The sequence below is a fragment of the Thetidibacter halocola genome (genome assembly GCF_018224955.1).
In the GTDB taxonomy this organism is placed as follows: domain Bacteria; phylum Pseudomonadota; class Alphaproteobacteria; order Rhodobacterales; family Rhodobacteraceae; genus Thetidibacter; species Thetidibacter halocola.
Genome location: NZ_JAGTUU010000002.1, coordinates 70,278 through 94,252, shown reverse-complemented (window position 1 = coordinate 94,252; position 23,975 = coordinate 70,278). Strand labels below are relative to the sequence as shown.

22 protein-coding genes are annotated in these 23,975 nt (G+C 65.8%); 17 read left to right on the top strand and 5 right to left on the bottom strand.

What is annotated here, in order from left to right; genetic code table 11:
* Positions 1-23: 23 nt before the first annotated feature.
* From KB874_RS04730 to KB874_RS23110, 4 genes are all read right to left on the bottom strand, one after another.
* A complete protein-coding gene (locus tag KB874_RS04730; protein ID WP_212535408.1) occupies positions 24-194 on the bottom strand; it encodes a hypothetical protein in 171 nt (56 codons plus the stop codon).
* A 47-nt stretch (positions 195-241) separates the two neighbouring features.
* Positions 242-1,420, bottom strand: a complete 1,179-nt coding sequence (locus KB874_RS04725; RefSeq protein ID WP_212535407.1) for an acetyl-CoA C-acyltransferase family protein — start codon at positions 1,418-1,420, stop codon at positions 242-244.
* A gap of 367 nt (positions 1,421-1,787) precedes the next feature.
* The gene (locus tag KB874_RS04720) at positions 1,788-3,131 is read right to left on the bottom strand and encodes a mechanosensitive ion channel family protein (protein WP_212535406.1); all 1,344 of its coding nucleotides are present in this window, start codon (positions 3,129-3,131) and stop codon (positions 1,788-1,790) included.
* A gap of 58 nt (positions 3,132-3,189) precedes the next feature.
* Positions 3,190-3,312: a hypothetical protein gene (locus KB874_RS23110; protein ID WP_283053820.1), complete on the bottom strand. Its 123-nt coding sequence runs from the start codon at positions 3,310-3,312 to the stop codon at positions 3,190-3,192.
* A gap of 316 nt (positions 3,313-3,628) precedes the next feature.
* Here KB874_RS23110 and KB874_RS04715 point away from each other — a divergent pair, with 316 nt between their 5' ends.
* The 8 genes from KB874_RS04715 to KB874_RS04680 all read left to right on the top strand — a co-directional run bounded on the left by KB874_RS04715 (position 3,629) and on the right by KB874_RS04680 (position 9,912).
* Positions 3,629-4,051: a hypothetical protein gene (locus KB874_RS04715; protein WP_212535405.1), complete on the top strand. Its 423-nt coding sequence runs from the start codon at positions 3,629-3,631 to the stop codon at positions 4,049-4,051.
* Positions 4,052-4,111: 60 nt separating this feature from the next.
* Positions 4,112-4,204, top strand: a complete 93-nt coding sequence (locus tag KB874_RS04710) for an isopropylmalate isomerase (protein ID WP_249200278.1) — start codon at positions 4,112-4,114, stop codon at positions 4,202-4,204.
* 57 nt (positions 4,205-4,261) lie between these two features.
* Positions 4,262-5,668, top strand: coding sequence for a 3-isopropylmalate dehydratase large subunit (gene leuC / locus KB874_RS04705; RefSeq protein ID WP_212535403.1), 1,407 nt, complete (start codon positions 4,262-4,264; stop codon positions 5,666-5,668).
* A 235-nt stretch (positions 5,669-5,903) separates the two neighbouring features.
* Positions 5,904-6,560, top strand: coding sequence for a hypothetical protein (locus KB874_RS04700; RefSeq protein ID WP_212535402.1), 657 nt, complete (start codon positions 5,904-5,906; stop codon positions 6,558-6,560).
* A gap of 92 nt (positions 6,561-6,652) precedes the next feature.
* Positions 6,653-7,258, top strand: coding sequence for a 3-isopropylmalate dehydratase small subunit (gene leuD / locus KB874_RS04695; protein ID WP_212535401.1), 606 nt, complete (start codon positions 6,653-6,655; stop codon positions 7,256-7,258).
* 272 nt (positions 7,259-7,530) lie between these two features.
* The gene (locus tag KB874_RS04690; protein ID WP_249200277.1) at positions 7,531-8,397 is read left to right on the top strand and encodes a hypothetical protein; all 867 of its coding nucleotides are present in this window, start codon (positions 7,531-7,533) and stop codon (positions 8,395-8,397) included.
* 143 nt (positions 8,398-8,540) lie between these two features.
* On the top strand, positions 8,541-9,365 hold the full coding sequence (locus KB874_RS04685) for an endonuclease/exonuclease/phosphatase family protein (RefSeq protein ID WP_249200276.1): 825 nt from the start codon (positions 8,541-8,543) through the stop codon (positions 9,363-9,365).
* Between the two features lie 361 nt (positions 9,366-9,726).
* Complete coding sequence (locus KB874_RS04680) at positions 9,727-9,912, top strand: hypothetical protein (protein ID WP_212535399.1); 186 nt, start codon at positions 9,727-9,729, stop codon at positions 9,910-9,912.
* A 15-nt stretch (positions 9,913-9,927) separates the two neighbouring features.
* Here the strand turns inward: KB874_RS04680 and KB874_RS04675 are convergent, their stop codons facing one another.
* Positions 9,928-10,848, bottom strand: a complete 921-nt coding sequence (locus KB874_RS04675; RefSeq protein WP_212535398.1) for a heparin lyase I family protein — start codon at positions 10,846-10,848, stop codon at positions 9,928-9,930.
* Positions 10,849-11,103: 255 nt separating this feature from the next.
* Here KB874_RS04675 and KB874_RS04670 point away from each other — a divergent pair, with 255 nt between their 5' ends.
* The 9 genes from KB874_RS04670 to KB874_RS04630 are packed head-to-tail and all read left to right on the top strand — an operon-like array spanning position 11,104 to position 23,892.
* Positions 11,104-12,423: a nucleotide sugar dehydrogenase gene (locus tag KB874_RS04670; protein WP_212535397.1), complete on the top strand. Its 1,320-nt coding sequence runs from the start codon at positions 11,104-11,106 to the stop codon at positions 12,421-12,423.
* Between the two features lie 4 nt (positions 12,424-12,427).
* On the top strand, positions 12,428-13,909 hold the full coding sequence (locus KB874_RS04665; protein WP_212535396.1) for a glycosyltransferase: 1,482 nt from the start codon (positions 12,428-12,430) through the stop codon (positions 13,907-13,909).
* Positions 13,910-13,928: 19 nt separating this feature from the next.
* A complete protein-coding gene (locus tag KB874_RS04660) occupies positions 13,929-15,092 on the top strand; it encodes a hypothetical protein (protein ID WP_212535395.1) in 1,164 nt (387 codons plus the stop codon).
* Complete coding sequence (locus tag KB874_RS04655; RefSeq protein WP_212535394.1) at positions 15,089-16,510, top strand: mannose-1-phosphate guanylyltransferase; 1,422 nt, start codon at positions 15,089-15,091, stop codon at positions 16,508-16,510. The genes KB874_RS04660 and KB874_RS04655 overlap by 4 nt, the downstream gene beginning before the upstream one ends.
* Complete coding sequence (locus tag KB874_RS04650; protein WP_212535393.1) at positions 16,503-18,053, top strand: right-handed parallel beta-helix repeat-containing protein; 1,551 nt, start codon at positions 16,503-16,505, stop codon at positions 18,051-18,053. Before KB874_RS04655 ends, KB874_RS04650 begins: the two co-directional genes overlap by 8 nt.
* A complete protein-coding gene (locus KB874_RS04645; RefSeq protein ID WP_212535392.1) occupies positions 18,050-18,799 on the top strand; it encodes a hypothetical protein in 750 nt (249 codons plus the stop codon). Before KB874_RS04650 ends, KB874_RS04645 begins: the two co-directional genes overlap by 4 nt.
* A gap of 37 nt (positions 18,800-18,836) precedes the next feature.
* Positions 18,837-20,144, top strand: coding sequence for an alginate O-acetyltransferase AlgX-related protein (locus KB874_RS04640; protein WP_212535391.1), 1,308 nt, complete (start codon positions 18,837-18,839; stop codon positions 20,142-20,144).
* Positions 20,141-22,888, top strand: coding sequence for a tetratricopeptide repeat protein (locus tag KB874_RS04635; RefSeq protein WP_212535390.1), 2,748 nt, complete (start codon positions 20,141-20,143; stop codon positions 22,886-22,888). The genes KB874_RS04640 and KB874_RS04635 overlap by 4 nt, the downstream gene beginning before the upstream one ends.
* On the top strand, positions 22,888-23,892 hold the full coding sequence (locus tag KB874_RS04630) for an alginate lyase family protein (protein WP_212535389.1): 1,005 nt from the start codon (positions 22,888-22,890) through the stop codon (positions 23,890-23,892). Before KB874_RS04635 ends, KB874_RS04630 begins: the two co-directional genes overlap by 1 nt.
* The last annotated feature ends 83 nt before the right edge of the window (positions 23,893-23,975 follow it).

The window sequence follows — 23,975 nt, the reverse complement described above, 5'->3', positions numbered from 1 at the left end:
AAGCCCGGTTGCAACAAAGGCGCCTACTTGTCCTTGCCCGCCTTGGCGTCCAGAAACCACGTCGGCGCCACGATGCCGATGCCTAAGCCCATCAGGTCGCGCTGCCCGTCCCGGGTCACCGCTTGGGCCAGGAGGAGAACGCCCAGCACGACGATCAGGATGACAAATCGGCTGGACCCCAGGAAAGGGCTCATCGTCTGTCCGGCATCGGGCAGGGCGGGGTTCGACCCCGCCCTACAGGTCAGAGGCGTTCGATGGCAAGGGCGATGCCCTGACCGCCGCCGATGCACATGGTGATCAACGCCTTCGAGCCGCCGATCCGCTCCAGCTCATACAGCGCCTTGACGGTGATGATCGCGCCCGTTGCGCCCACCGGATGACCAAGCGCGATGGCGCCGCCATTCGGGTTCACCTTGGCGGGGTCGAGGCCAAGCGCCTTGTTCACTGCCAGCGCCTGCGCGGCAAAGGCCTCGTTGCTTTCGATCACGTCGAAATCGCCTACCGAAAGGCCGGTGCGCGCCAGCAGCGCCTCGACCGCCGGGATTGGGCCGATGCCCATGACCTCGGGGCGCACGCCTGCATGGGCATAGCCGATGATCCGCGCGCGTGGCTTCAGCCCGGCCCGTTCCGCCGCGCCTGCCCGCGCCAGCACCAGCGCCGCCGCGCCGTCATTGATGCCGCTGGCGTTGCCCGCCGTCACGCTGCCGTCCTTCTTGAACACCGCGCGCAGCCCGGCCAGCGCCTCCATCGTCGTGGCCTTGGGGTGCTCGTCTGTGTCGAAGGGGACCATGTCGCGCTTCACCCGCACTTCGACCGGCACGATCTGCTCCTTGAAGCGACCATCGGCGATGGCGGCCGCGGCGCGCTTCTGGCTCTCCAGCGCGAAGGCGTCCTGCGCCTCGCGGCTGATGTCGTGCTCGGCGCTGACATTCTCGGCGGTGACGCCCATGTGGCCGGTGCCGAACGGGCAGTTCAGCGCGCCCAGCATCATGTCCAGCGTGCGGATGTCGCCCATCTTGGCGCCCCAGCGCTGATCCGGGACGATGTAGGGAGAGCGGCTCATGCCCTCGGCGCCGCCCACCAGCGCGAAATCGCAATCGCCCAGCATCAGCGCCTGCGTGCCCGAGACGATGGCCTGCGCGCCGGAACCGCACAGCCGGTTTACGTTCATCGCGGGCGCCGTGTCCGGCACGCCGGCCTGCATGGCGGCGACGCGGCTGAGATACATGTCGCGGGGTTCGGTGTTGATGACATGGCCAAAGACCACGTGGCCGATCTGCCCGCCCTCGACCCCGGCGCGCTCCAGCGCGGCCTTGGCGGCGGCGGTGCCCAGATCGATGGGCGGGGTGCCGGCGAGGCTGCCGCCAAAGGTGCCGATGGCGGTGCGTGCGCCGCTCAGGATAACGATGTCTTCGCTCATTCTGTCCCTCCGGGAATGGTTTTGCCCGACTATGCGCAGGCGCGCACCGCTTGTCAGCCCGACGCACCGCCGCAGGGGGCGCGCTGCGGCCATGCGGCGCAAGCACAACCGACCTGTCCGGTGAATCTGCGGCCCGGGGTTTCGGTGGCAGCGATACGGTGCACGGCGCGACCCATCGGCACGAGCATACGCGACACGGAGTGAGCCGCCTGTCGACATCCAATACAGGGGAATGAGGCGGACGGCCCTGACCATGCCGTCCGCCCCGGAGAGACGTAAGGGAACCGCGATTCCCTCGGCTGGACGCTAATCCGCGGAACGCTAAAAGCTTGTTAACGGGCGCCCGTGTCCATACAGGAAAACCGGTTCAGTCCAGCGCCGAAGCGGCCGCCTGCGCCTCTGCCGGGTCGCGCAGCATGCGCACCTCGCGCTGCGGGAACGGGATCGAGATGCCGTTGTCCTTGAACGCATCCCACAGCGCCAGAAAGACGTTGCCGCGGATGTTGGTCAGCCCCTCTGTCGGGTCGCGGATCCAGAAACGCAGGATGTAGTCCACCGAACTGTCGCCGAAGCCCACGATGTGGCAGACCGGCGCGCGGTCCGACAGCACGCGCGGCACGCTTTTCGCCGCCGCCACGGCGACCTTGCGCACCAGATGCGGGTCGTCGCCATAGGCGGTGCCAAAGAAGATGTCCAGACGGACGAATTCGTTGGAATGGGACCAGTTGACCACCTGTCCGGTGATCAGGTCCTCGTTCGGGATCAGGTATTCCTTGCCGTCGCGCGTGACCACGCTGACATAGCGCGCGCCCAGGCTGGCGATCCAGCCAAAGGTATCACCCAGGCTGATGACGTCGCCGGGCTTGATCGACTTGTCGAGCAGGATGATGATGCCCGACACCAGGTTCGAAACAACCTTTTGCAGGCCAAAGCCCAGGCCGACGCCGATCGCGCCGGACAGCACGGCAAGCCCGGTCAGGTCGACGCCCACCAATTTCAGGCCGGTGAAGAAGGCCGCGCCGAACAGCACCACCTGCATCGCCTTGATCGCCAGCACCTGCATCGAGGGGCTGATGTCGTCGTTCTGGCGGATGCTGGCCGCGCCCGCCGTGGTGACAAAGCGCGCCCCGGCGATCAGCACCGTCAGCAGGGCGATGGCCTTGATCAGCAGCCACAGAGACAGGCGCGTGTCGCCCATGGTGAACGCGATGCCGTCCAGCAGGCCCTGTGCCTCGTCCGTCAGGTTCAGGATCGACAGCGTGACCCAAGCCCAGGCGCCGTAGCGCACCAGGGCGCGCAGCAGCGGGTTCACGATCAACCGCGTGGCGAAGGCGATGAACAGCCAGGCGGTCGCCAGGTTCGCCACGATCCCCAGCAGGTAGGAGCGCGACGGCCATGTGACCTCGCGCATGACCGAGTAGACCAGCCAGATCAGCGCGACGAAGACGATCATCCGCATCCGGCGGTTCACCATCAGCCCGAGGCGCAGGCGCCATTTCGGCCAACCCTCGCGCGTCCGCAACCAGGTGTCGAAGCGCGCGCGGAAGAAGTGGGCCGACAGGGACGCGACCAGGAACAGCGCGACGACGATCGCCACCTGGTAGCCCATCCAGGGACGCAGCACCGTCGCCAGAGCGGCCTCTGCCTGCGCCAGCAGCGACAGGAAGGCGGTGTGCATTTCGGCCGTGGCCGCGGATGTGTCCGGATTCATTCTTGCGTCCTGGCGATTTCGCCAAGACTTGCATTCCCGTCAGGTGCGGGCAACCCCGTCAGGGAACGAGGTGGGCAAGGCTGGGCCCGACCGGCTCCAGGCCGGCAGGCAGCGCAACGGCGGCCGCGGCCACGAGGACCGCGATGAGCGCCAGATTGATCCTGTTCAGCGTGCTGTGCATGATACCTTATGAAACTGTTTTTCAGGTTTACGGTAAAAAGGGGCTGACCGGATCATTTTCAATGCGACAGAATTGTCGCAGGGGCGCTGCGGACCGGTTTTTTTTAACGCCGCCCAGTTCCTGTGCAGCGAAATCGGGGCGGCGCCGGATCGTGCGGCGCCTTCGGTCGGGCCCGGATGCATGGCTGGCAAGGGCGCGCCGAATGACGCCGCGCTCCGATCGTGTGCGGGCGCCGCCCCGCCATTGAATGTACGGCCCTGCATTCCCATTTGCGAAGCGATCCCGCGACCCGGGCCGGTCCTCCATTGGGTGGAAAATGAACATCAGGGGCGTGCCCGAGCAGGGCTTCGTCATTTTCACGGCGGGCCAGTCCCCGCAGGTTGAAGACCTTCTTCGCTTCCTTCACAGCGGCTTTGCCGCGCTGCTGCACCAGGGCATGTGGCGCATGATCTCGGACCTGCGCGAGGTCGAGACCTCGGGTCTGAGCGCCCAACGCCTGCGTCGCCTGGTGCCGCTGGTGCGCCGGGCGATCGAGGCCGCCGCCCTCGACGAGACCGTGGTGTTCCGAATGGCGCTGGTGGCGCGGCCGGGCACCCTGGGGCAGGGCATCGCCCGGATGATCGAGGGCAACCTTTCGGGTTATCCGCGCCTGCGGATCGCGGTTTTCGAAGAGGTCGACACGGCAGCCCGTTGGCTGGGGCTGACTGACGGATGGCAGCAGCAGATCGACGCGGGCTGACCTGCGCCCGGCGCGGGCTCCGCCTTGCGAGACTCGCTCCGGCGATATATGAGGCTGCGCATGAAACAGATGCTGGATATCGGCGACCGTGCCCGCCTGCGCGAACGGTTCTTCGGTGCGACCCACACGGTGCGTGCCTGCCTAAGGACGTGATCAGCGCCCGATCCGCACCCCCATTCCCCGCCATCGTCAAATCACGGGAGAGGACCGATGTCCCCCAAGACCCTCTATGACAAGATCTGGGACGCACATGTCGTCCACGAAGCAGAGGACGGCACCTGCCTTCTCTATATCGACCGCCACCTTGTGCACGAGGTGACAAGCCCGCAAGCCTTCGAGGGTCTGCGCATGACCGGTCGCAAGGTGCGCGCGCCGGACAAGACCATCGCCGTGCCGGACCACAATGTGCCGACGACGCCTGGTCGCGAGAACCCCGACCAGATGCCCGAGGAAAGCCGAATCCAGGTCGCCGCGCTGGACCAGAACGCGCGCGACTTCGGCATCCATTATTACCCCGTGTCGGACATCCGCCAGGGCATCGTGCACATTGTCGGGCCGGAACAGGGCTGGACCCTGCCTGGCATGACGGTGGTCTGCGGTGACAGCCACACGGCAACGCACGGCGCCTTTGGCGCTCTGGCGCATGGCATCGGTACCTCCGAGGTCGAGCATGTGCTGGCTACCCAGACGCTGATCCAGAAGAAGTCGAAGAACATGAAGGTCGAGATCACCGGCAAGCTGCGCCCCGGTGTGACCGCCAAGGACATCACCCTGTCCGTCATCGGCGCGACCGGCACCGCAGGCGGCACTGGCTATGTCATCGAGTATTGCGGCGAGGCGATCCGCGACCTGTCGATGGAAGGCCGCATGACCGTCTGCAACATGGCCATCGAAGGTGGCGCGCGCGCCGGCCTGATCGCGCCGGACGAAAAGACCTTTGCTTATGTCAATGGCCGCCCGCACGCCCCCAAGGGTGCCCAGTGGGAAGCCGCGATGACCTGGTGGAAAACGCTGCGGTCAGACGACGATGCGCATTGGGACAAGGTGGTGACGCTGAAGGGCGAAGATATTTCCCCCGTCGTGACCTGGGGCACCTCGCCCGAGGACGTGCTGCCGATCACCGGCGTTGTCCCCGCGCCCGAGGACTTCAAGGGCGGCAAGGTCGAGGCGGCCAGGCGTTCGCTGGACTACATGGGCCTGACACCGGGCCAGAAGCTGACCGATATCGAGATCGACACCGTTTTCATCGGCTCCTGCACCAACGGCCGGATCGAGGATCTGCGCGCCGCCGCCGAGATCGTGAAGGGCAAGAAGATCAAGGTGAAGCGCGCCATGGTCGTGCCGGGCTCGGGCCTTGTCCGCGCGCAGGCCGAGGAAGAGGGCCTGGCGGACATCTTCAAGGAGGCCGGTTTCGAATGGCGCCTTGCGGGCTGTTCCATGTGCCTGGCCATGAACCCCGATCAGCTGGCACCGGGCGAGCGCTGCGCCGCGACGTCGAACCGCAACTTCGAGGGACGGCAGGGTTACAAGGGCCGCACGCACCTGATGTCGCCCGCCATGGCCGCCGCCGCCGCGCTGACCGGGCACCTGACCGATGTCCGGCGAATCACGGGTTGACGCGGTCTGAAAAAGGTTTGCGGCAGATTGGGGTTTGACCCGGACTGCCGCAAAAGTTGTATTGAACTCAGCAGATTGTTTCGCAGGTGGAACAATTCTGCCGTTTGCGGACGGATCCTTTTAAGCGATGGCGTCAAACGACACTTTAAAGCCCTTCTCTTGCCCTGATCGTTGACTCGGGCAGGGGTAGTGATACGCTTTCCTTGATTGTGATCTGTGCTTCATGGTGAGTGGGATGAAGAAATATTTTTCCTTGTCGGTCTTCTTGGCCGCCTCCTTTTTTTCCGGATCTTCGCAGGCGGCAACGCTGAGTTTTGAAGGTTCGGCATACGGCTTTCGCACGGTTCAGTTCCAGACGACCCCCGTTACGCCTGCATTCAACCCGGCGGGCGCGGGCGCATTCAAGATGTCTGACGGTGTCGACGAGTTCCTTGCCTACTGTCTCGACATCACGAGGAGGCTGCTGAACAGCTCTGAATATGAGCAGACCAAGGCCCCTTGGTCCTTCAACTCCCTGGCGGGCTCTCTTGGTCGTCTGCAGAACGTGTTCGATGCCAACTACGGCGCCAATATCGATACAGCCGATGAAAGCGCCGCCTTCCAGATGGCATTGTGGAATACCATCTACGACAGCGACTGGGACCTGACAGCCGGAACCTTCAGGGCGAGTTCGTCCGCTGCGGTGAACTCGGGTGCCGCCGTTTACCTGGCGAATGCCGAAACCTACGCGGGCCCCAAGCGCTACAACCTGTCCTTCTTCGAAGCTGTCGGAACTCCTCAAAGCCAGTCGCTCGTTACGGCATCTGCAGTGCCGCTGCCGGCCGCTGGCTTGTTGCTGTTGTCTGCGCTCGGATTGGGTGCGGTTGTTTCGCGGCGGCGAAACCGCGCGTGACGGAATTGCCAATCTGTCCCGGTACAGTGTAAGAGGCTGACGTGCATCTTGAGAGAGGTGCACGTCGCTTTGTCCTTAACCCGAGGAAGATCATGGAAAAGTTCGAGAAACTCACCGGGATCGCGGCGCCGCTGCCGCTGGTCAACATCGACACCGACATGATCATCCCCAAGCAGTTCCTCAAGACCATAAAGCGGTCCGGGCTGGGCGTGAACCTGTTCGACGAGATGCGCTATGATCGCGACGGCAACGAGGTTCCCGATTTCGTGCTGAACAAGCCGCAGTATCGCCAGGCGCAGATCATCGTCGCAGGCGACAACTTCGGTTGCGGCTCGTCGCGTGAACATGCGCCCTGGGCGCTGAAGGATTTCGGCATAAAGGCGGTGATCTCCACTTCCTTTGCCGACATCTTCTTCAACAACTGCTTCAAGAACGGCATCCTGCCCATCGTGCTGCCGCAAGAGGCGGTGGACGTTCTTATGAAGGATTCCGAGAAAGGGTCTAACGCGCGGATGATCGTCGATCTCGAGGCGCAGACCGTGACCTCGTCCGACGGCGAAGTGTTCCACTTCGAGGTGGACAGCTTCAAGAAGCACTGCCTTTTGAACGGGCTCGACGATATCGGCCTGACGATGGAAAAGGCCGCCGCCATCGACACGTTCGAGGCGCAGGCGTCGCAGGCGCGTCCCTGGGTCTGACAGTTCGCCAAGCCGGAACACAAAGCCGCCTCAAGTGATCTTGTGGCGGCTTTTTCATGCTCCACAACGGCTTGTGGCCAATCACAACGCAGCCCCGGTCTTGCCCCGTGAATGATGCATTCCGGCACCACGTCTTCCGCGAAATTGCCTGAAACGCGCCCTTGAGTAGCCTGGGGATATTGCCGCAGCGGCTGAATGAGGGCAAAACTATGTCAATAATGAGGCATACCGCCACAATTGGCGGAGTCGTGTCGGATCAAAAGGGGGCGGCAATGAACCGCGCCCATCCGGACGAAAGGGGCAGGATCGTGATCTCAAGGATGGTGGCAGCGGCCGCTCGGGCCTTTCTGGTCGCGTTGCTGGTGGCGATGCCGACCCTTATGGCGCCGGGTGCCGACGCGGACGCCGCACAGATGGTCGCGTTGCTGGCGCTGATTGCAGCCGTCCTGACCTTTGTCGAATATGTCAGCGAGTATCCTTCGCTGATCGAGTTTCGCAACGCCCCGCCTTTCAACCGGATGCGCTTTCTCGCGCTGTTCCTGACCGTTTTGCTGCTGTCCCTGATCGCGCGGCATCAGGTGCATCCCTTTGCGCTGGGCGCGGTCCTGAGCGGGATCGGCGACGTGGCGGGCGGCATTCTGGACTTTCCCTTTTCGCCGGTGCGCCTGATGGTCCTGCTGGCCCCCGAAGGCGCGTCTGCCGCGTTGACTGACCTCATCCGCACCCATGCCGGACTGGCCTACCTGATCTCGATGGGCCTGTTGGCGGTCTTCGTTTGTCTCGTGCGCTTCCTCGACTGGCCGATCCGGCGCGGGGCCTTCAATTTCTGGGTCAACCTGCCGCTGTTCGACCCGACCGCGGGCGGCGACGTGCTGCGTCGGCTTAAGCGGGACGCCAACATTAACATTGCATTAGGGTTTCTTCTGCCATTCCTGATCCCGGCGGTCGTCAAGGCCGTCTCGTCCCTGTCGATGTCGATCCACCTGGACGATCCGCAGACCCTGATCTGGATGACAAGCGCATGGGCCTTTCTGCCGGCAAGCATGATCATGCGGGGCTTTGCCCTGATGCGCATCGCCGAGCTGATCGAGGAAAAGCGCCGCCGCGCCTATCGGCAGGCCCAGGTGCAGGTCGCCTGACAGGTCTTTTCCTGTCGCTTTGCCTGTTCCTCACCGCGGCCGCGGCAGAGCCGCTGCGCCTTGCCACCTGGGCGGGCGATTTCAGTCGCAAGGGGCCGGGCCTGCTGCTCAAGGACCTGGTGTCGGACGATCCTGTTCCGGGCATGGCCACCCTGACCGCGGCGCGGGCCGACGTGATCCTGCTGACGAACGTGGATTTCGACGCCGGGCTGGTTGCGTTGGGCGCGATGCGCGCTGCGCTGGGGGCGGCGGGGCTGGATTATCCGTATCTCTTTGCCCTGCGTCCCAATACCGGGATGCAGACCGGGCTGGACCTGGACGGCGACGGCCGCACCGGCGGGCCGCGCGATGCGCAAGGCTATGGCTGGTTTTCGGGGCAGGGCGGGCAGGCGCTGTTGTCGCGCTGGCCGGTGACGCTGTTGGCGGATCACTCGGCGCGGCTCTGGACGACGCTGCCCGACAGCGCCATCGCGCCGGAAGATCCCGCCGACGACGTGCAACGCCTGTCCTCCACAGCGCATTGGGCGCTGCGTGTCGCGCATCCCGACGGCCCGCTGACCCTGCTGACCCTGTCCGCGACGCCGCCGGTCTTCGACGGACCCGAGGATCGCAACGGCCGCCGCAATCGGGACGAGGTCCTGTTGTGGCGGCACGCGCTGGAGGGCGCGCTTGGCCCGCCGCCGCCGGGGCCGCATGTGCTGATCGGCAATCTCAACCTCGACCCGCAGGGGGGCGAGGGCTGGCATGAGGCGGTGAACGCCTGGCTTGACGATCCGCTCTGGCAGGATCCGCTGGCCGGGCAACCCTCGGTCACGTGGGACGGCGTCGGTCCGATGCGGGTCAGCTATATCCTGCCCGCCGCGATGCTGACCGTCCGCAACGCTGGAACCCTGCCGCCGGAAGAGGGCGCCGGGCCGCATCGCCTGGTCTGGATCGATCTGCTGCCGGGGGCCGATCCGCGCAGATAAAGGCACGTAGCCACAATTCGGTTGCCGGAAAGAGACGTGATTCGGGCGGGCGATCGACGTTTCGGCATGTTTTCAGAAACAATTAACAGACATGAACAAAGCCTTCGCCGCACGGCGGACAGTGCTGCCCCGAATTCGCCGTTTTTCGGACAGATTTGCGAATTTCTGCCCCTTTCCTGCCTTGAATGCTATTGCTCGACCAAGGGTTAAGGGGCAAAACTCGGGGAGATGAACGATGGCTTTTCTGCTCGCCATGGTCGCAATCGCTGCTGTTGATCTGGTCGTTTTCGGCCAGTCCAAGGACTAGGGTCAGGGACCCGAAGGCGAACGCTGCCCGTTCATCCGCGAAGGAGCTGCCAGGATGAAGACCGAAACACACCAGATCGCACGCGCCCGCAATACGGCGATCGACCTGCGCGAAAACACCGTTGTGCGGGTCGTTCCGAAGGATGGCGCGCGCTTTGCCGGCAAGGCCGCCGTTGCCTACGAGGACAACGCCATCGTCTTTGCCTATGCCGACGGCACGACGGTTTCCCTGACGATCTGAACGCCGGCGCGCCGGTCAGTCCACTGGCGCGACGCCTGCGCGTTCCAGCATGAACACATCCACATCTGCCCGAGAGCGGCCCACCCGAAACTCGTCGTAGTAGACGATCAGCGTCGGTTTGGGCCGTCCGGGGTGAGTATCCTCCCAGCGTTTCGAGTAGCTGACGAAGACGCCCCGGCGGTGTTCGGGGCGCAGGCTTTCCAGCAGGCTGTTCTGCGATACGACCGGACCGCGGTAGTCGCATTTCAGCACGCCATTCACCCAGACCCGCAGATACCCGTCCAGGCCGGATGCGAAATTCGTGTTCAGCGTGATGTCCGTCCAGCGGTTGCGCGCCTGCTGGCTGTCGAACAGGCGGCAGACATACCCATCGTTCTGGGCTGGGCCCCAGTCCAGCGCGCGGCGCAGATCCTCGAGCTGGATCGCCACATCGCCGCTGGCGGTTTCCGGGCCGGCACAGACCGCCTGCGTGCATTCGGTCCAGTTGCCTTCGTCGGCACCCAGCTGAATCAGGCGGATTGCCGGACTGACGCCGCCGCCCATGGTCCATTGTCCCAGAACGACGCGCAGGCTGTCGCGCCGCTCGAAGGCGGGCAGCGAGGCGTTGTACAGGCTCCAGCCATACCAGATGTCCTCGCCCGACCGGGCGCGGATCGTGTCGTCCAGCATGCGGATCTCGGCCCGGTAGCGCGGGTTGCCGCAATCGCTGCCGCCGCAATCGCCGTCGCGAAGCTCGAACCGTTCGGCGCGATCGCCGCGGCGCGCGGGCTCGCCGACGCGGGCCTCGACAAAGCGGAAGGCATGGGGTGCGGGGCTGAAGAAGCGTTCGTATCCGGCGGGGGCATCGACCGGCTCGGCCGTGCGGAACCCGATGACCGGCAGGCAGGCCGACAGGATCGACGCCAGGATCACGGTCATCAGCCCCCGGAACGCCATATCTTCCCCACCTGCGAATATCCTGTGTGGCAACTATAGGCTCTACCCACATCTGGTGCAAATGCGGACCGTCAAGGCGCAAAATCGGCGGATAAGGCCGTCCGAAACGGCAACAGACTGTAGCGAACGGGGCACAAGCCCTGAAAAGTTGATCCTTCTTCAAAGGTTAGCTTGCCCGAATGCAGTGCGGCCGTAGACTGCCCGACAATCAAGGCCCTGCGATAAAATGACGGGGTCAACACATGAGGCAGAGTTATGGCAAGAATCAGTGTCTTTGGCATTGGGTATGTTGGAGTCGTGTCCGCAGCCGTTCTGGCGAAAGACGGACATGACGTGATCGCGGTTGATGTCGACCCGGGCAAGATCGACGCGATCAACTCGGGGAAATCCCCCATCGTCGAGGAAGGCATAGACGAGCTGGTGCGCGACATGGTCGCTGCCGGACGCTTGCGTGCCACGATCGACTTCGCCGAGGCGATCCACGCGACGGACCTTTCCTTTGTCTGCGTCGGCACGCCTTCGGCGCCGGATGGCTCTGTCGGGCTGAACTATGTCACATCGGTCTGCGAGACCATCGGTCGCGCGCTGGCGGACAAGGACGCCTGGCACTCGGTCGTGATCCGCTCGACCATCGTGCCGGGCAGCACCGAGGCCGCCTGCATCCCGATGCTGGAGCAGATGTCGGGCAAGGTTGCGGGCCGCGATTTCGGTGTCGGATACTACCCCGAGTTCCTGCGCGAAAGCACCGCCATCGCCGACAGCTATGACCCCGGTCTGGTGGTCTTCGGCTTCATGGACGAAAAGACCGGCGAGGCGCTGTATGACCTGAACAGGGACATGCCCTGCGAGATCCACAAGGTCGACATCCGCACAGCCGAGATGGTGAAATACACCAGCAACACCTGGCGCGCGGTCAAGGTGACCTATGCCAACGAAATCGGCAACATCGCCAAGTCCTGCGGCATCGACGGCCAGACCGTGATGGAGATCCTGTGCAGCGACAAGAAGGCGGCGCTGTCGTCGTATTTCATGCGGCCGGGCTTTGCCTTTGGCGGGTCGTGCCTGCCCAAGGACGTGCGCGCACTGCGCCACCTCGCCACGCAGAACGGCGTACAGCCGCACCTGCTGAACGCCGTGCTGGACGCGAACGAGGCGCAGATCGCCCGGGCCGAGGCGCTGATCGAAAAGAGTGGTGCGACCAAGGTCGGCTTTGTCGGCATCAGCTTCAAGCCGGGAACGGACGACCTGCGGGAAAGCCCGCTGATCAGTCTCGCGGCACGCCTGATCGGCAAGGGAATCGAGGTCGACATCTACGATCCCTTCGTCAAGGAGGCCTTTGACAGTGGGACGCCGGGCGCGGGCCGAGGCAACGAAAGCGTGCCGGACCTGGAACACCGCCTGGTGGGCGACCTGGACAAGCTCATCAACGACGCTGGCGCCGTGCTGGTCGGGAACTACTACAACGAAACCGTCGACAAGCTGAAGGCAGCCGCCACCAGTCGCCCGGTCGTCGACCTGACCCGCCTGCATCGCGAGATGGTCAGCAAGGATCGCTACGAAGGCATCTGCTGGTAAGCGCATGCTGCTGGCCATCACCCATCTGGCGTATTTCTCGGTCATCCTGCTTTTGCTGACCGTCATCCCCCAGGGTGCCCTGGGGGAGGTGCATGCCGCGTCGAACGCGATCCTGATCGTGGGCTTCCTGGGCATGTGGCGGTACAGCTGGGCGATGACCAACTTCGTGCGCGCGATCATCTTTCGCCGTGTGCACTACCCGCGCTGGAAACGCGCCGCCCGCCAGCGCTTTGCCGCAAGCGGTGTGCGGGCGCACTGCTATTTCATGGTCACCACCTACATGGTGGATAACGAGACGACCATGATGGTCTATCGCCGCCTGTTCGAGGCGGCGGCCAATGCGCGCGACGGGGCGACGGTGGTCGCCTCGGTCGTCGATGGCAAGGATGTGCGCCTGATCCGGCATCTCTACGATGCATCGCCGCATGACATGTCGAACGTCCGGCTGGTCATCGACCGGATCAAGTCCAGCGGCAAGCGCGACGCCATGGAAAAGGCGTTGCGCATTCTGGCCGAGATGGCGCCGACGCAGGACGACATCATGATCTTCGTCGATGGCGACACCGTGGTGCCGATCGACATCTGGGACCAGGCGGCGCCGATGTTCTCGGACCCCAAGGTGGGTGCGCTGACCACCGACGAGGCGGCGATCATCGACCGCCAGAACCTTTTCAAGGATTGGTTCGTTCTGCGCTTTCACCAGCGGCAGGTCATGATGTGCTCGATGGGCCTGTCGCGCCACGTGCTGACGCTGACCGGCCGCATGTCGGTCTTCCGCGCCTGCCTGGCCACCGATCCGGGATTCATCCGGGGGGTTGGCCACGACCACCTTGACCACTGGCGCCTGGGCCGCGTCAACTTCCTGACCGGAGACGACAAGTCGACCTGGTACTGGCTGCTGCGCAACGGCTACGAGATGCTGTATATGCCAGACGTGCAGAGTCAGTCGGTGGAAACCCAGCCGCGCGACACCTTTTACGACAGTGCCAAGACGCTGATGGTGCGCTGGTTCGGCAACATGATGCGCACCAATGGCCGGGCGCTGCGCCTGTCACCGCGTTCGATCGGGTTCTTCACCTGGTGGTCGATCCTGGATCAGCGGGTGTCAATGTGGACGACGCTTGTCGGGCCGACCTCTGTCTTCCTGACCGCGATCATCTACACGCCGATCGTGATCCCGCTGTATATCGCCTGGGTGATGATGACGCGCTATCTTTTCTGCACAATCATCGCCCTGTTCAACGGGGTCTGGTTCCCCGTCACCCATCCCTTCATCCTGTATTTCGGACAGGTCGCGGGTGCGATCATCAAGTCCTTCGTCCTGTTCCGCCTCGACAAGCAGAAATGGACCCGGCAGGGCGCTGGCGGCGGCAAGGTCGTCGTGGCGCTCTACGACCGGATAAAGGCCTACGAGTCCGCCGCCTTTCACGCGCTTGCGCTGACCTGGCTGGCCGTCGGCATCCTGTTCCTGAACACGCTTGAATGAGGCCGCAAGAGGTAGAGTTATGGCAAACGACGTCTACACCGACAGCTTCGAGACCGGCTTCACCTTTTCGGGGGCAACCGACACGTCACCCGCTGCCCGGCCCGAGACGCCGCGCGCCGAGCCGAGGGCCGAGCGCCCGCAGACCCGCGCCGTGCCCCGCGACTTTGGCTATGAGGACGAGCATCCGTTGCTGCGCGTGCCCTTCACCCTGCATGTCGATGGCTGCCGCCATGACGGCGACGCGGTGTCCGTCACGCATATCCACACGCATCGGAACGAGGGCGGCACGCTGGGCGTGGGCACGAAACACCTGGGCCTGCTGCATTTCGCCTTCGAGAATTTCGCGGTCACGCTGCACCCGCAGGTCACCGTGCTGGAGGAACGCGCCGACGGTCGCTGCGTGTTCCAGTTCACCGACCCGGTAGGCGAACACCTGCCGCAGCTGCGCTACATCCTTAACAACGTGATCGCTGGCGATTTCGTCACCATCGGCGGCCTGATCTCCTACACCGGGCCGACCCAGCCGAAACGCGCCAAGGACGAGGCGGCCAAGCCGATGTCGCAGCGCGTGCGCTCGATCATCGTGATGATCCTGTCGGCCCTGCTGATCCTGATGGCCGCCTATACCGTGTTCAAGCGCTACACCACGGCCTACGAACTGCACCCGATCTTCATCGAAAGCAGCGGCCAGCAGATGCGCGCGACCGGCGCGGGGCAGATATCCTACCTGAATCCTCAGGCCAAGAAAGGAGAAGTTGTCTACAGCATTAACGCCAATACCGGCGACGTCCTGAACTTCCAGATGCCCTGTGACTGCGAAGTCGCTGTGGCCAAAGGAATTTCCGAGGGCGCAACTGTCCTTCCCACCGACCTAATTTTGACAATTTTCGTTAATAGATCCGAAATTGGAGTGCAAACACTGATGAGCATCGAGGGACTTTCGAGGGCGATGAACGGAGACCAGGTTCACATGGATCTGAACGACGGGAGAAGCATCCCGGTCCGTATCGTCCCGAACGAGACGACCAGCGCGGCAACAATGCGCGGCGATCTCTTTGTCCCGGTCGAGGTGGTGCCGCCAGCGGGCGCTCTGACAGAGGCGGATATCGGCAAGGCAGCACGTCTGCGCCTGTCGAAAAGCCTGCCGGGGGCATTCGGATTGACGAGAGAGGCTTCTCCATGACGAAAATCTATCCGCTGATCATCTGCGGCGGGAACGGCACACGGTTGTGGCCGATCTCGCGAACCCAAAGCCCCAAGCAGTTCCAGCGCGTGAGCGGCCCGGACTCGCTGACCTTCTTCCAGATGGCGGTGCAGCGTCATCGCGGTGCGTTGTATCACGATCCGCTGATCGTGACCGGCGTCACGCATCGCGGCACCGTGGTCCAGCAGCTGCGAGAGGTCCAGGTCGGTGCGCGCATCCTGTGCGAGCCCAAGGGTCGTAACACCGGCCCCGCCGTGCTGGCCGCGGCCCATGCCGCGCTGCGCAATGATCCCGATGCGATCCTTGTCGTCATCCCCGCCGATCACGTGATCGAGGGGCCGTTGAACGCCACGATCGAGCGCTGCCTGCCGGCGGCGCAGGCCGGCCACATCGTCACCTTCGGCATTCCGCCGCGCTATGCGGAAACCGGCTTCGGCTACATCACCGATGCCGGCCCGATGGACGATTTCGAGGGCGTACGTCGCGTCGGTGGCTTCGTCGAGAAACCGCCCGCCGAAACCGCGCAGGCTCTGATCGATGCCAAGGCGGCCTACTGGGCGTCCGGCCTGTCGATGTTCCGCGCCGACACGATCATCGAGGAATACACCCGCTTTGACCCCGACTCCGCCGCAGCGGTGGCCGAATCCGTCGAACGTGGCCTCGACACCCCTGAGGGCCTGTTCCTGGATGCCGACAGCTTTGGCCGCGCGGCGTCCGAGCCGACCGAGGGGCTGGTCTTTGAAAAGACCGACCGCATCGCGCTGGCGCCGCTGGACGTGTCCTGGGACGACGTGGGCAGCTGGAAGGCGATGTATGCCATCTCGCACCGCGACATGAACGGCAACGTGTTGCAGGGCGACGTCATCGCGCTGAACGCGATGAACACGATGGTCCGGGCGGATTCCCGCCTGGTCAGCGTGGTCGGCCTGACCGACATCATCGTGATCGACACGCCCGACGCGCTGCTGGTCGCCCGGATGGACGACACGCAGGACGTCAAGAAGGTGGTGGAACAGCTCAAGGCCGCCAGCCGCACCGAGGCCGAGATCGTGGCCGAGGCGCGCCCGGCGATGGTGCCGTTCCGCAAGTCCGAGACGCTGGAAAAGATCGTCGAGACCGACCGCTTTCACCTCGGCACCGCCGAGATCGGCGTCGGCCGCACGATCATCCTCGAACGTGGTCCGCGCTCGCGCCAGGTCATCGTGGTCCGGGGCATGGTGCAGGCCAGCGGCCCGGAATGGAGCAAGGTCTCGCGCGAGGGTGGCCGGATCTATGCCGATGCCAATGGCCCGGTGCGCATCGTCAACACCGGTGACGAGCCGGCGGAACTGCTGTTCGTGACGCTGGAAACCTTCGATCCCAACACGCCGAACATGAACATGGTGCAATATGCCTGACGGGCTGGCGCATAGGCTTTCCGCGATCCTCGGGGTCGCGGGCTTGTGCGCCGCCCTTCTCGGGCCGGTCCCGGCCCGTGCCGATACCGGCATCGACCTGCACGACCTTCGCGCCCGGATGACTGCGCTGACCGACACGCTGCGCAACGATCCCACGGCCCGGGACCGCAGCGTTGTCGCTCTGCTGGACCAGGCCGGCCTGCCGCGCCCCGCGCCGGTCGAGGCCGCCGCAGCGCCATCCGCCCTGTCGGCCCTGCCCGACGGTCCGGCGCAAAGCAGCCTCCAGAACATGCGCCTTGCCCTGGCGATCCTGGCGCAGAGTCATGGCGGCAAGGACAATACCGACATCCTGCTGGCACAGGGGCCGCGCGGCACCGATGCGCTGGCCTTTCGCGGCGGCTCTGTGACCCTGTCCGACATCGCCGCCGCACTAGCCCGGCACGGCTTGCCCCCCATGGTCATGGACGGCACCGGCACCTGGGTGCTGCGCGCGCCCGTCCTGCTGTGGGAGGACACGACCCTGCGTCTCGGTCCGCTGGACCGGATCGCGCTCAGCCGCCCTGACGGCGCCTTCCTGATGAGCTTTGGCCGGGTTTCCGTCGAGGGTGCCTGGCTGGGCGTCTCGGGTGGGGAGAACGCCCTTGCCCCCGATTTCGTGCCGTTCCTTGCGGTGGGTGGCGGCGGCATGCTGACCATGCGCGGCGCGCGGGTGCAGGGGTTGGGCTTTGGCCAGACGGGCAAGTTCTCGGGCGTCGCCGTGGCGGCGCATCCGGTGATGCGCGCACTGGGCCGCTCGCGGATCGAGGACACGCTGTTTGAGGACGTGATGACCGTGTCGATCACCGGCGCAACCGGGGCCGAGGTGCTGTCGAACCGCTTTTTCGACATGCGCCACAACGCGCTTCTGGTCTCGGCCTCGCCGATGGCGCAGGTGGCGGGCAACCTGTTCTTCGGCGACGCGGTGACCAACGCGATCCGCGTACTGAACGGCTCCAGCGACACGCGGGTCTCGGGCAACTACGTGCTCGAAGGCGACCGCGCCGCGATCATCGTCGAGGGCAACAGCGCTCGCGTGGCCGTGACCGGCAACGTCCTGTCGAACCGGATCGGCGGCGGCATCAAGCTTTTCCGAACGCGCTGTGGTGTCGTCTCGGGCAACGTGGTGCTGGATATGCGCCAGAAGGGGATCGAGGTGCGCCAGAGCCGCGATACCACGGTCAGCGCCAACCTTGTCGCGGGCAGCCGCAACGCGGGCATCTGGGTCTCGGCCCAGTCCAGGGGCGCGGTCACGCAGCTTTCCGACAACGTGCTGATCCAGAATGCCTCGGGGATCTCCACCGCCACGGGCGAGACGCTGCTGCTGGAAGGCAACGATCTGTCGCAGCAATTCCCGCGCCTGCTGGACGGTGACGTTGCCATGCTGTCGCGGCATGTGGCGATGGATCTGCGCGGCGATGCGTCGTTGCGCCTGACCGGCGGCACCGCCGAGCCGATGGCCGCCGCGCCGGAATTCGACTGCCCGGCAGGCGGGGTGGGCCAATGATCCGCGGCGCCCTTTTGCTGGCCGTGCTGGTCGCCTCACCGCTTGCGGCGCAGAGCATTCCCATGCCCTTCGCCGCCGAGATGGACACGCGCCAGATCAGCGTCACCGTCACGCCCGACCGCAGCACGATGCGTGGCCTGCCCACCGAGTTGCGCGACGCGCGCCGCCGGATGCAGGCCCGCCAGGTCGTGTCCGACGATCACCTGCGCCGCCTTGCGGCCTATGGCGACGGCTTGGCGGCACAGAAATACGTCCGCCTGCTGGTTGGACGGGGCGAGGCGCAGAGCGCCGCCTCGGACGTGGCCTATCACGCGGCGATCGCGGTGGGGGCGGGCCGGGTCTGGACCCTACCCGAGATGGTCGAGGCGATGCGCCACCTGTCGCCCGCGACCGAACCGACCGAGCGGATCCGCAAGTATATCCAGGTGCTTTATCCCCATGCCTGGGCGGGCAATGCGCTGGCGCTTCAGGCGGTGGTCGATTTCAACGGCGAGGGGCGGTTGTTCGGCGCGCTCTCGAACGCGACGCGCGACCGAATTCTGGCGCAATCCGCTCAGACCGGTGATGGCCGGATCGAGCTGCGGATGGCGCTGGCGCTGATGGAACAGGACAACCTGACGGACAGACAAAGACAAGAAGCCGAAACCCTGCTGGTTCGCGCGCGTGAGACCGCGCATCCGGGCATCAGGGCCGCGGCCGAGAACATGTTGAGGCAGTTGACAGGACAGGACGCCGCGGACGGATAGACACCAACGGCGCGGCGCCTGGGCAGCGGGGGCTCCCATGGCGGGCAGGGCAATGCGGGCATACAGGCTGACAGGCGCCGTCCTGGCACTGGCCGCGCTGTGCGCCGGCGGCGCGCGGGCGCAGGACACCGGATACGGCTGCCGCGACCTTGCAGGTGGCGCCCTGCCCAGTGTCGAGGGCGAGGCGGGTCAGTTCTATCGCATCGACCCCGACCTGATGACGAATCACCGCATACCGGACGAGATGATCGCCCGGCTGGCCCGCCTGTCCGAGGTGCTTGAAGCCGGGGGAACCCGGCTGATTTTCCTGCCCATGCCGACCAAGGCCCTGGCCGCGCCGCAGCATCTGCCTCCCGTCGCCGCCGACCTGGGTTTCGACCCCGAACTGGCCGCGACGGTGCATGACGGGATGTTGGAGGCCATGCGCGCCGCAGGGATCGCCGTGGTCGATGGCCGTCGAGCACTGCGTCAGGCCGGGCAGGCGGCGCCGGTGTTCTTCGGTCCCGATCCGCGCCCGAACCCGGACGGCCAGCGCGCGCTGGCGATGGCGGCTGCGGAACGGATCGCGCAGACTCCCGGTTTTGGCGCACTGCCCAAGACACGCTTTGTCACGTTGACCGGGGCGGAACAGGACCTGCCCTCTGTCATGCGCTTTCGCCTGCAACAGCAATGCAGGGCAGAACTGCCGCCGGTTCGCGCAATTGTTTCTGTATCCTCGCTGGCGCCGGGCGCGCCGCAACCCGGCCCCGGCGCGCGCGTGGTCGTGATCGGCTCTGACATGACCGGTGCGGCGGAACTGAACCTTGCCGGGTTCCTGCAAGAGGCGCTCGGACTGCCGGCGCAGATGATCACGGTGCCGGGTGGCAACGCGCTGGAGGCGATGACCGCCTATCTGACCAGCCGCGACTTTGCCCGCGACCGGCCCGCCTATATCGTCTGGGAAAACCCGGTCTGGCAGTCGCTGGGCCAGCGCGGCGACCAGCCACTGCGCGAACTGATCGCCGCCGCCGCCGACACCTGCCGCATCGCGCTGCCGGTCGCGGCGGGGATCGGCGGCCAGCGCCTGATGGCGGACCTGAGCAGCCTGCAACCGGGCGGGCGCTACACGCTGATGCTGGATGCCGACAGCCTGTCGCCCGGCGCGGCCTGGTTCCACTTTCCGGCTGGCGCCGACATGGTGCGCAGCCGGTCGATCCATCGCGGCCGGGATGCGCCGCGCTCGGGTCGGTTCTTTCTGCCGCTCGACGGGTTGGGCGCGCTGCCGCCGAGGGTCGAGGTCGAGACCGACGCGCCCCTGGGCCCGCAACCCCGCCTGATGGCCTGTCCCGAGGAGGCGCTGCAATGATCCGTGCCGCGACGCTGGCCGCCCTGATCGCCCTGCCGATGGCTGCGGGGGCCGAACCCCTGGCGCTGGATTTCCTGCCGCCCAACATGGGCCAGTCCGATATCTGCATGCCCTCAGATCAACGCACCCGCGCCGACGATACAAAAGCCGAGGGCGGCGTTGGGGAACTGACCGACGAGGACCGCATCCGCTTTCTGCACCGGGACATCCGCACCCTGATGGCCGAGGATGCCGACCGCCATTTCGACTTTGTCAACGCGCTCATCACCCGGCTGGCCGGGCTGGAAGAGGGCTTTGCCGGGATCGACGAGACGCTGGCCCGCATCGCGCTGCACCTCTCTGCCGCGCGGCTGGACGATCTGACCGCCCGCGCGCTGGTGCCGCAACTGCGCGCGCAGGCGGGCGAGATGACCAACAACCAGCGGATGGAGCTGGCGCAGTTCTACATGAACGGCATCGGGGTCGCGCCCGACGTGGCCTTTGCCCAGGACCTGATCCGCGAGGCGGCCTATGGCGGCAATGCCCGCGCGTTGCTGGAGATCGCGCGGATGCAGACCCGTGGCGACCTGCTGGAGGGCTGGGACGCGCCGCTCGACCTGACTGTGACCATGGCCTTTGGCGGCATCCTTGGGGAAATGTCGCCCGCGCTGTGTGGCCGCGCCGAGCAGATCGCGCAGGAATACCTCAAGGGCGAGATCGTGCAACGAAACCCGGCTACAGCGCTGGCCTGGCGTCGATTCGCTGCTGACATGGGCGGGGCCGAGGCCGCGTGGCGCGTGGTGGAATACCACCTGAACGCCGAGGCCGACCGCAAGGACAATGCCGAGCTGCGCCGCTACCTCGAACGCGCGGCCGAGCTGGGCCTGTCGCTGGATGCGGGCCAGTTCGGGCGCCTGATCTCTGCCGGGGTCGTGACTGCCGACGAATTGCAGACGATGCTGGGCTACAATTTCAACCAGGATGATCGCCGCAGCCGGAACTCGCTGATCCCATGGCTGGACCTGGTCGTGAATGTCGACGGGATGAAGCCCGCCGACGATGGGTTTTACATGGATTACCTGCGCGAACTTGCGGTGATGCCGACGGCGCCGGGCCTTGTGTTCCGCGAACTGGCGCGCGAGGTGCTGGTCCGCCGTGGCCGCTGGGCCGGCGAGGCCGAGGCGCTGCCGCTGTATGAAGAGGCCGCGCGGCGCGGCGACCCCGAAGGAATGCAGGTACTGGCTGGCATGCTGGTGCGCTACCGCGACGATCCGCGCCAGGCAATGCGGGCGGAAAACCTGCTGCAGGAGACTGTCTCGCGCTTTGGCATGACCTCGTCGATGGAGCGGTTGGATACCCTTTATCGCTGCCAGTTGAACGAGGCACCGCTGCTGGGGCAGGCCGATCTCTGGGCGGTGAACCTGCGTGCTGCGGGGAATGCGCCGGTGACGATTTCGGCCACGGACCTTGTGGCGCTGGACCCGTTCAAGGACCCCGAAACCATCGCGGCGATCCAGTCGCAGGCGCTGGCCGGCCGATCGGCCCCGCTGGCACAGCAGGCGCAGCGTGTGCATTCCAGTCCGCTGTCCTCGGACACGGCGCTGCAACTCTGGGCCGGGCGGCTGGAACGCTCCGACCAGGCCCTCGAGGTCTTTGCCGAGCTGGAATTCGAACTGGCCGCCTCGCCCGCCGAACGGGCGCTGGCGGTGGAGTTCTTCCGTCGGGTGCACCTGAACAACGGCGTGACCACGGCGCTGGACCTGGCCATCGCGCTGATCGAGGACAACGCCCGCGACCCGCAGGTGGCGGACGAGATCCTGCGCCTGCTGACCATGGCGGGCAACCGGGGCGAGGGCGCGGCGATCCGGCTCAAATCGCGCCTGCTGGCGGCGTCGCTGCTACCCGGCGACTATCGCGCCAGCGCCGAAGCCGTCTACCAGGAGTTCCGCGACGTGATCGAGGCGCGCGGCGATTTCCTGGCGCTGGTCTTTGCCATCCCCTTCCTGCCCGCCGACCGGGTGGACGATTACATCGACCGCGCTGTGAGCCTGATGAATTGCGGCACCAAGGACGCCGACGAACTGGGCGAGGCCTATGCCCTGCGCGGCGATCCGCAGGGGTCGTGGCACTGGCGTCGCATCGCGTTGGAATTCGAGGGTGGGCACGTTCTGTCCAAGCTGCGCCTCTCCGACGACCAGATGCGCCTGTATCGCAACGGCGCCGCGCCGGGCGCTGCCGAGGTTCAGGCGCGGCTTCTGGCGGATGGCGACGCGTCGGCACTGGAACGCCTGTTCCGCCTGACCGCCGACCCGGATCTGCCCTCTTACGACGCCGAGGCCGCCGCAGGGCACTTGCTGGATGCGCTGGCCCGCCCCGGCATCGCCACCGCGCCCTGGGTTCTGACCGGCTATCGCAAGGCCGACGATGCGATCCGCTCCGCCGTCGCGGCGCGCATCGACATGCGCGCAGTCTATGGCCATGCGGCGCGGGCGGGCGATCCGCTGGCAGCGCATGAATACGGGATGCTGCTGCGGCGCGAGGCGCGCGGGCAGGCGGACCTGGCCGAAAGCCTGCGCTGGCTGCGCAGTGCCGCCGAGGCCGGACAGGACGAGTCGATGGTCGAACTGGCCTTTGCGCTGGGCTTTGGCATCGGCACGCTGCGCGATCCGACAGAGGCGATGGGCTGGCTGCAACGGGCGCGCACCGCCGGAAACCCCCGCGCGAACGAGATGGCGGCACTGATCTCTGTCACTGGAGGCCAATGATGCGCCTTGCTGCAATGGCCTTGTTGGGCACGCTTTCCGCGCCCGCCTGGGCGCAGGATTGCCCGGCACCCGTCGACCCGGTGTTGAAACTGGACTTCGACAGCCGATACCAGGCGGACGATCCCACGCGCTCGACCCTCGACAAGCAGGCCGAGGCCGAGGCGGTCGCCGCGCTGGACCCGCTGGACGATTTCCTGCGCCTTCAGGCCGACCGGGCAGAGGCGATGCTGAAGGCCGAGGGCGACGCCCGGCGCGCCCATGCGGATTGCCTGATCGGGCATCTGGCGCATTGGGCCCGGGCCGATGCACTGGCCGACCAGCGGTCCGAAACCGTGCGGCTGACCATCGGCTCGCGCCTGGCCGCGGCGGCTGTCGTGGCGCGGGCCGCCATTCCGCACACCACGGATTACCAGGGGCTCGACCTGACCCGCGTCTGGCTGGGCCGGCGGGTCGAAGAGCAGATGACCTTCTGGGAGGGGGCGCCCGATGGCGCGGCGCAGGGTAACCTGCGCGCCTGGGCCGCGATGGCCGCCGCTGCCACGGCCGACATGCTGAACGATCCTGTGATGCGCGGCTGGGCGGCGTGGTCGACTGTCTACATCCTGTGCACAGCCGATACCGAAGGTGCGCTGCCGCAGGAAATGGCGCGCGGGCGGCTGGCGTTGCACTACCAGTTGCACGCGCTGGCGCCCATTTCCGCCACCGCGCTACTGCTGGAACGTCAGGGCCTGTCGGTGCGCGACCGCTGTGGTGGCGCGTTGGAACGGGTCGCGCGCTTTGCGCTGGGCGACCTCGAAACCGGCGCCGCCAGCGCCGCGCTGTCGGGCGAGACACAAAGCTTTTTCGACGGGTCCGACGACAAGCTGCAGGATTTCCAGCTGGCCTGGCTGGAACCCTACATCGCACTGACCGCCGACCCCTTGGCCGAGTCCCTTGCCGCGCCACGCAGGCCGCTCTCCTTCTCGAAACTGGGGGGCAACCAGACACTTCTCTGGGCACCTTGATCCCGAATTAACCCTAATCGCGCCCAAATTCTGCCGGGCGCCTGAAGCAGCAACGTCTGGGGCAATACGCCCGCCTCATGGAG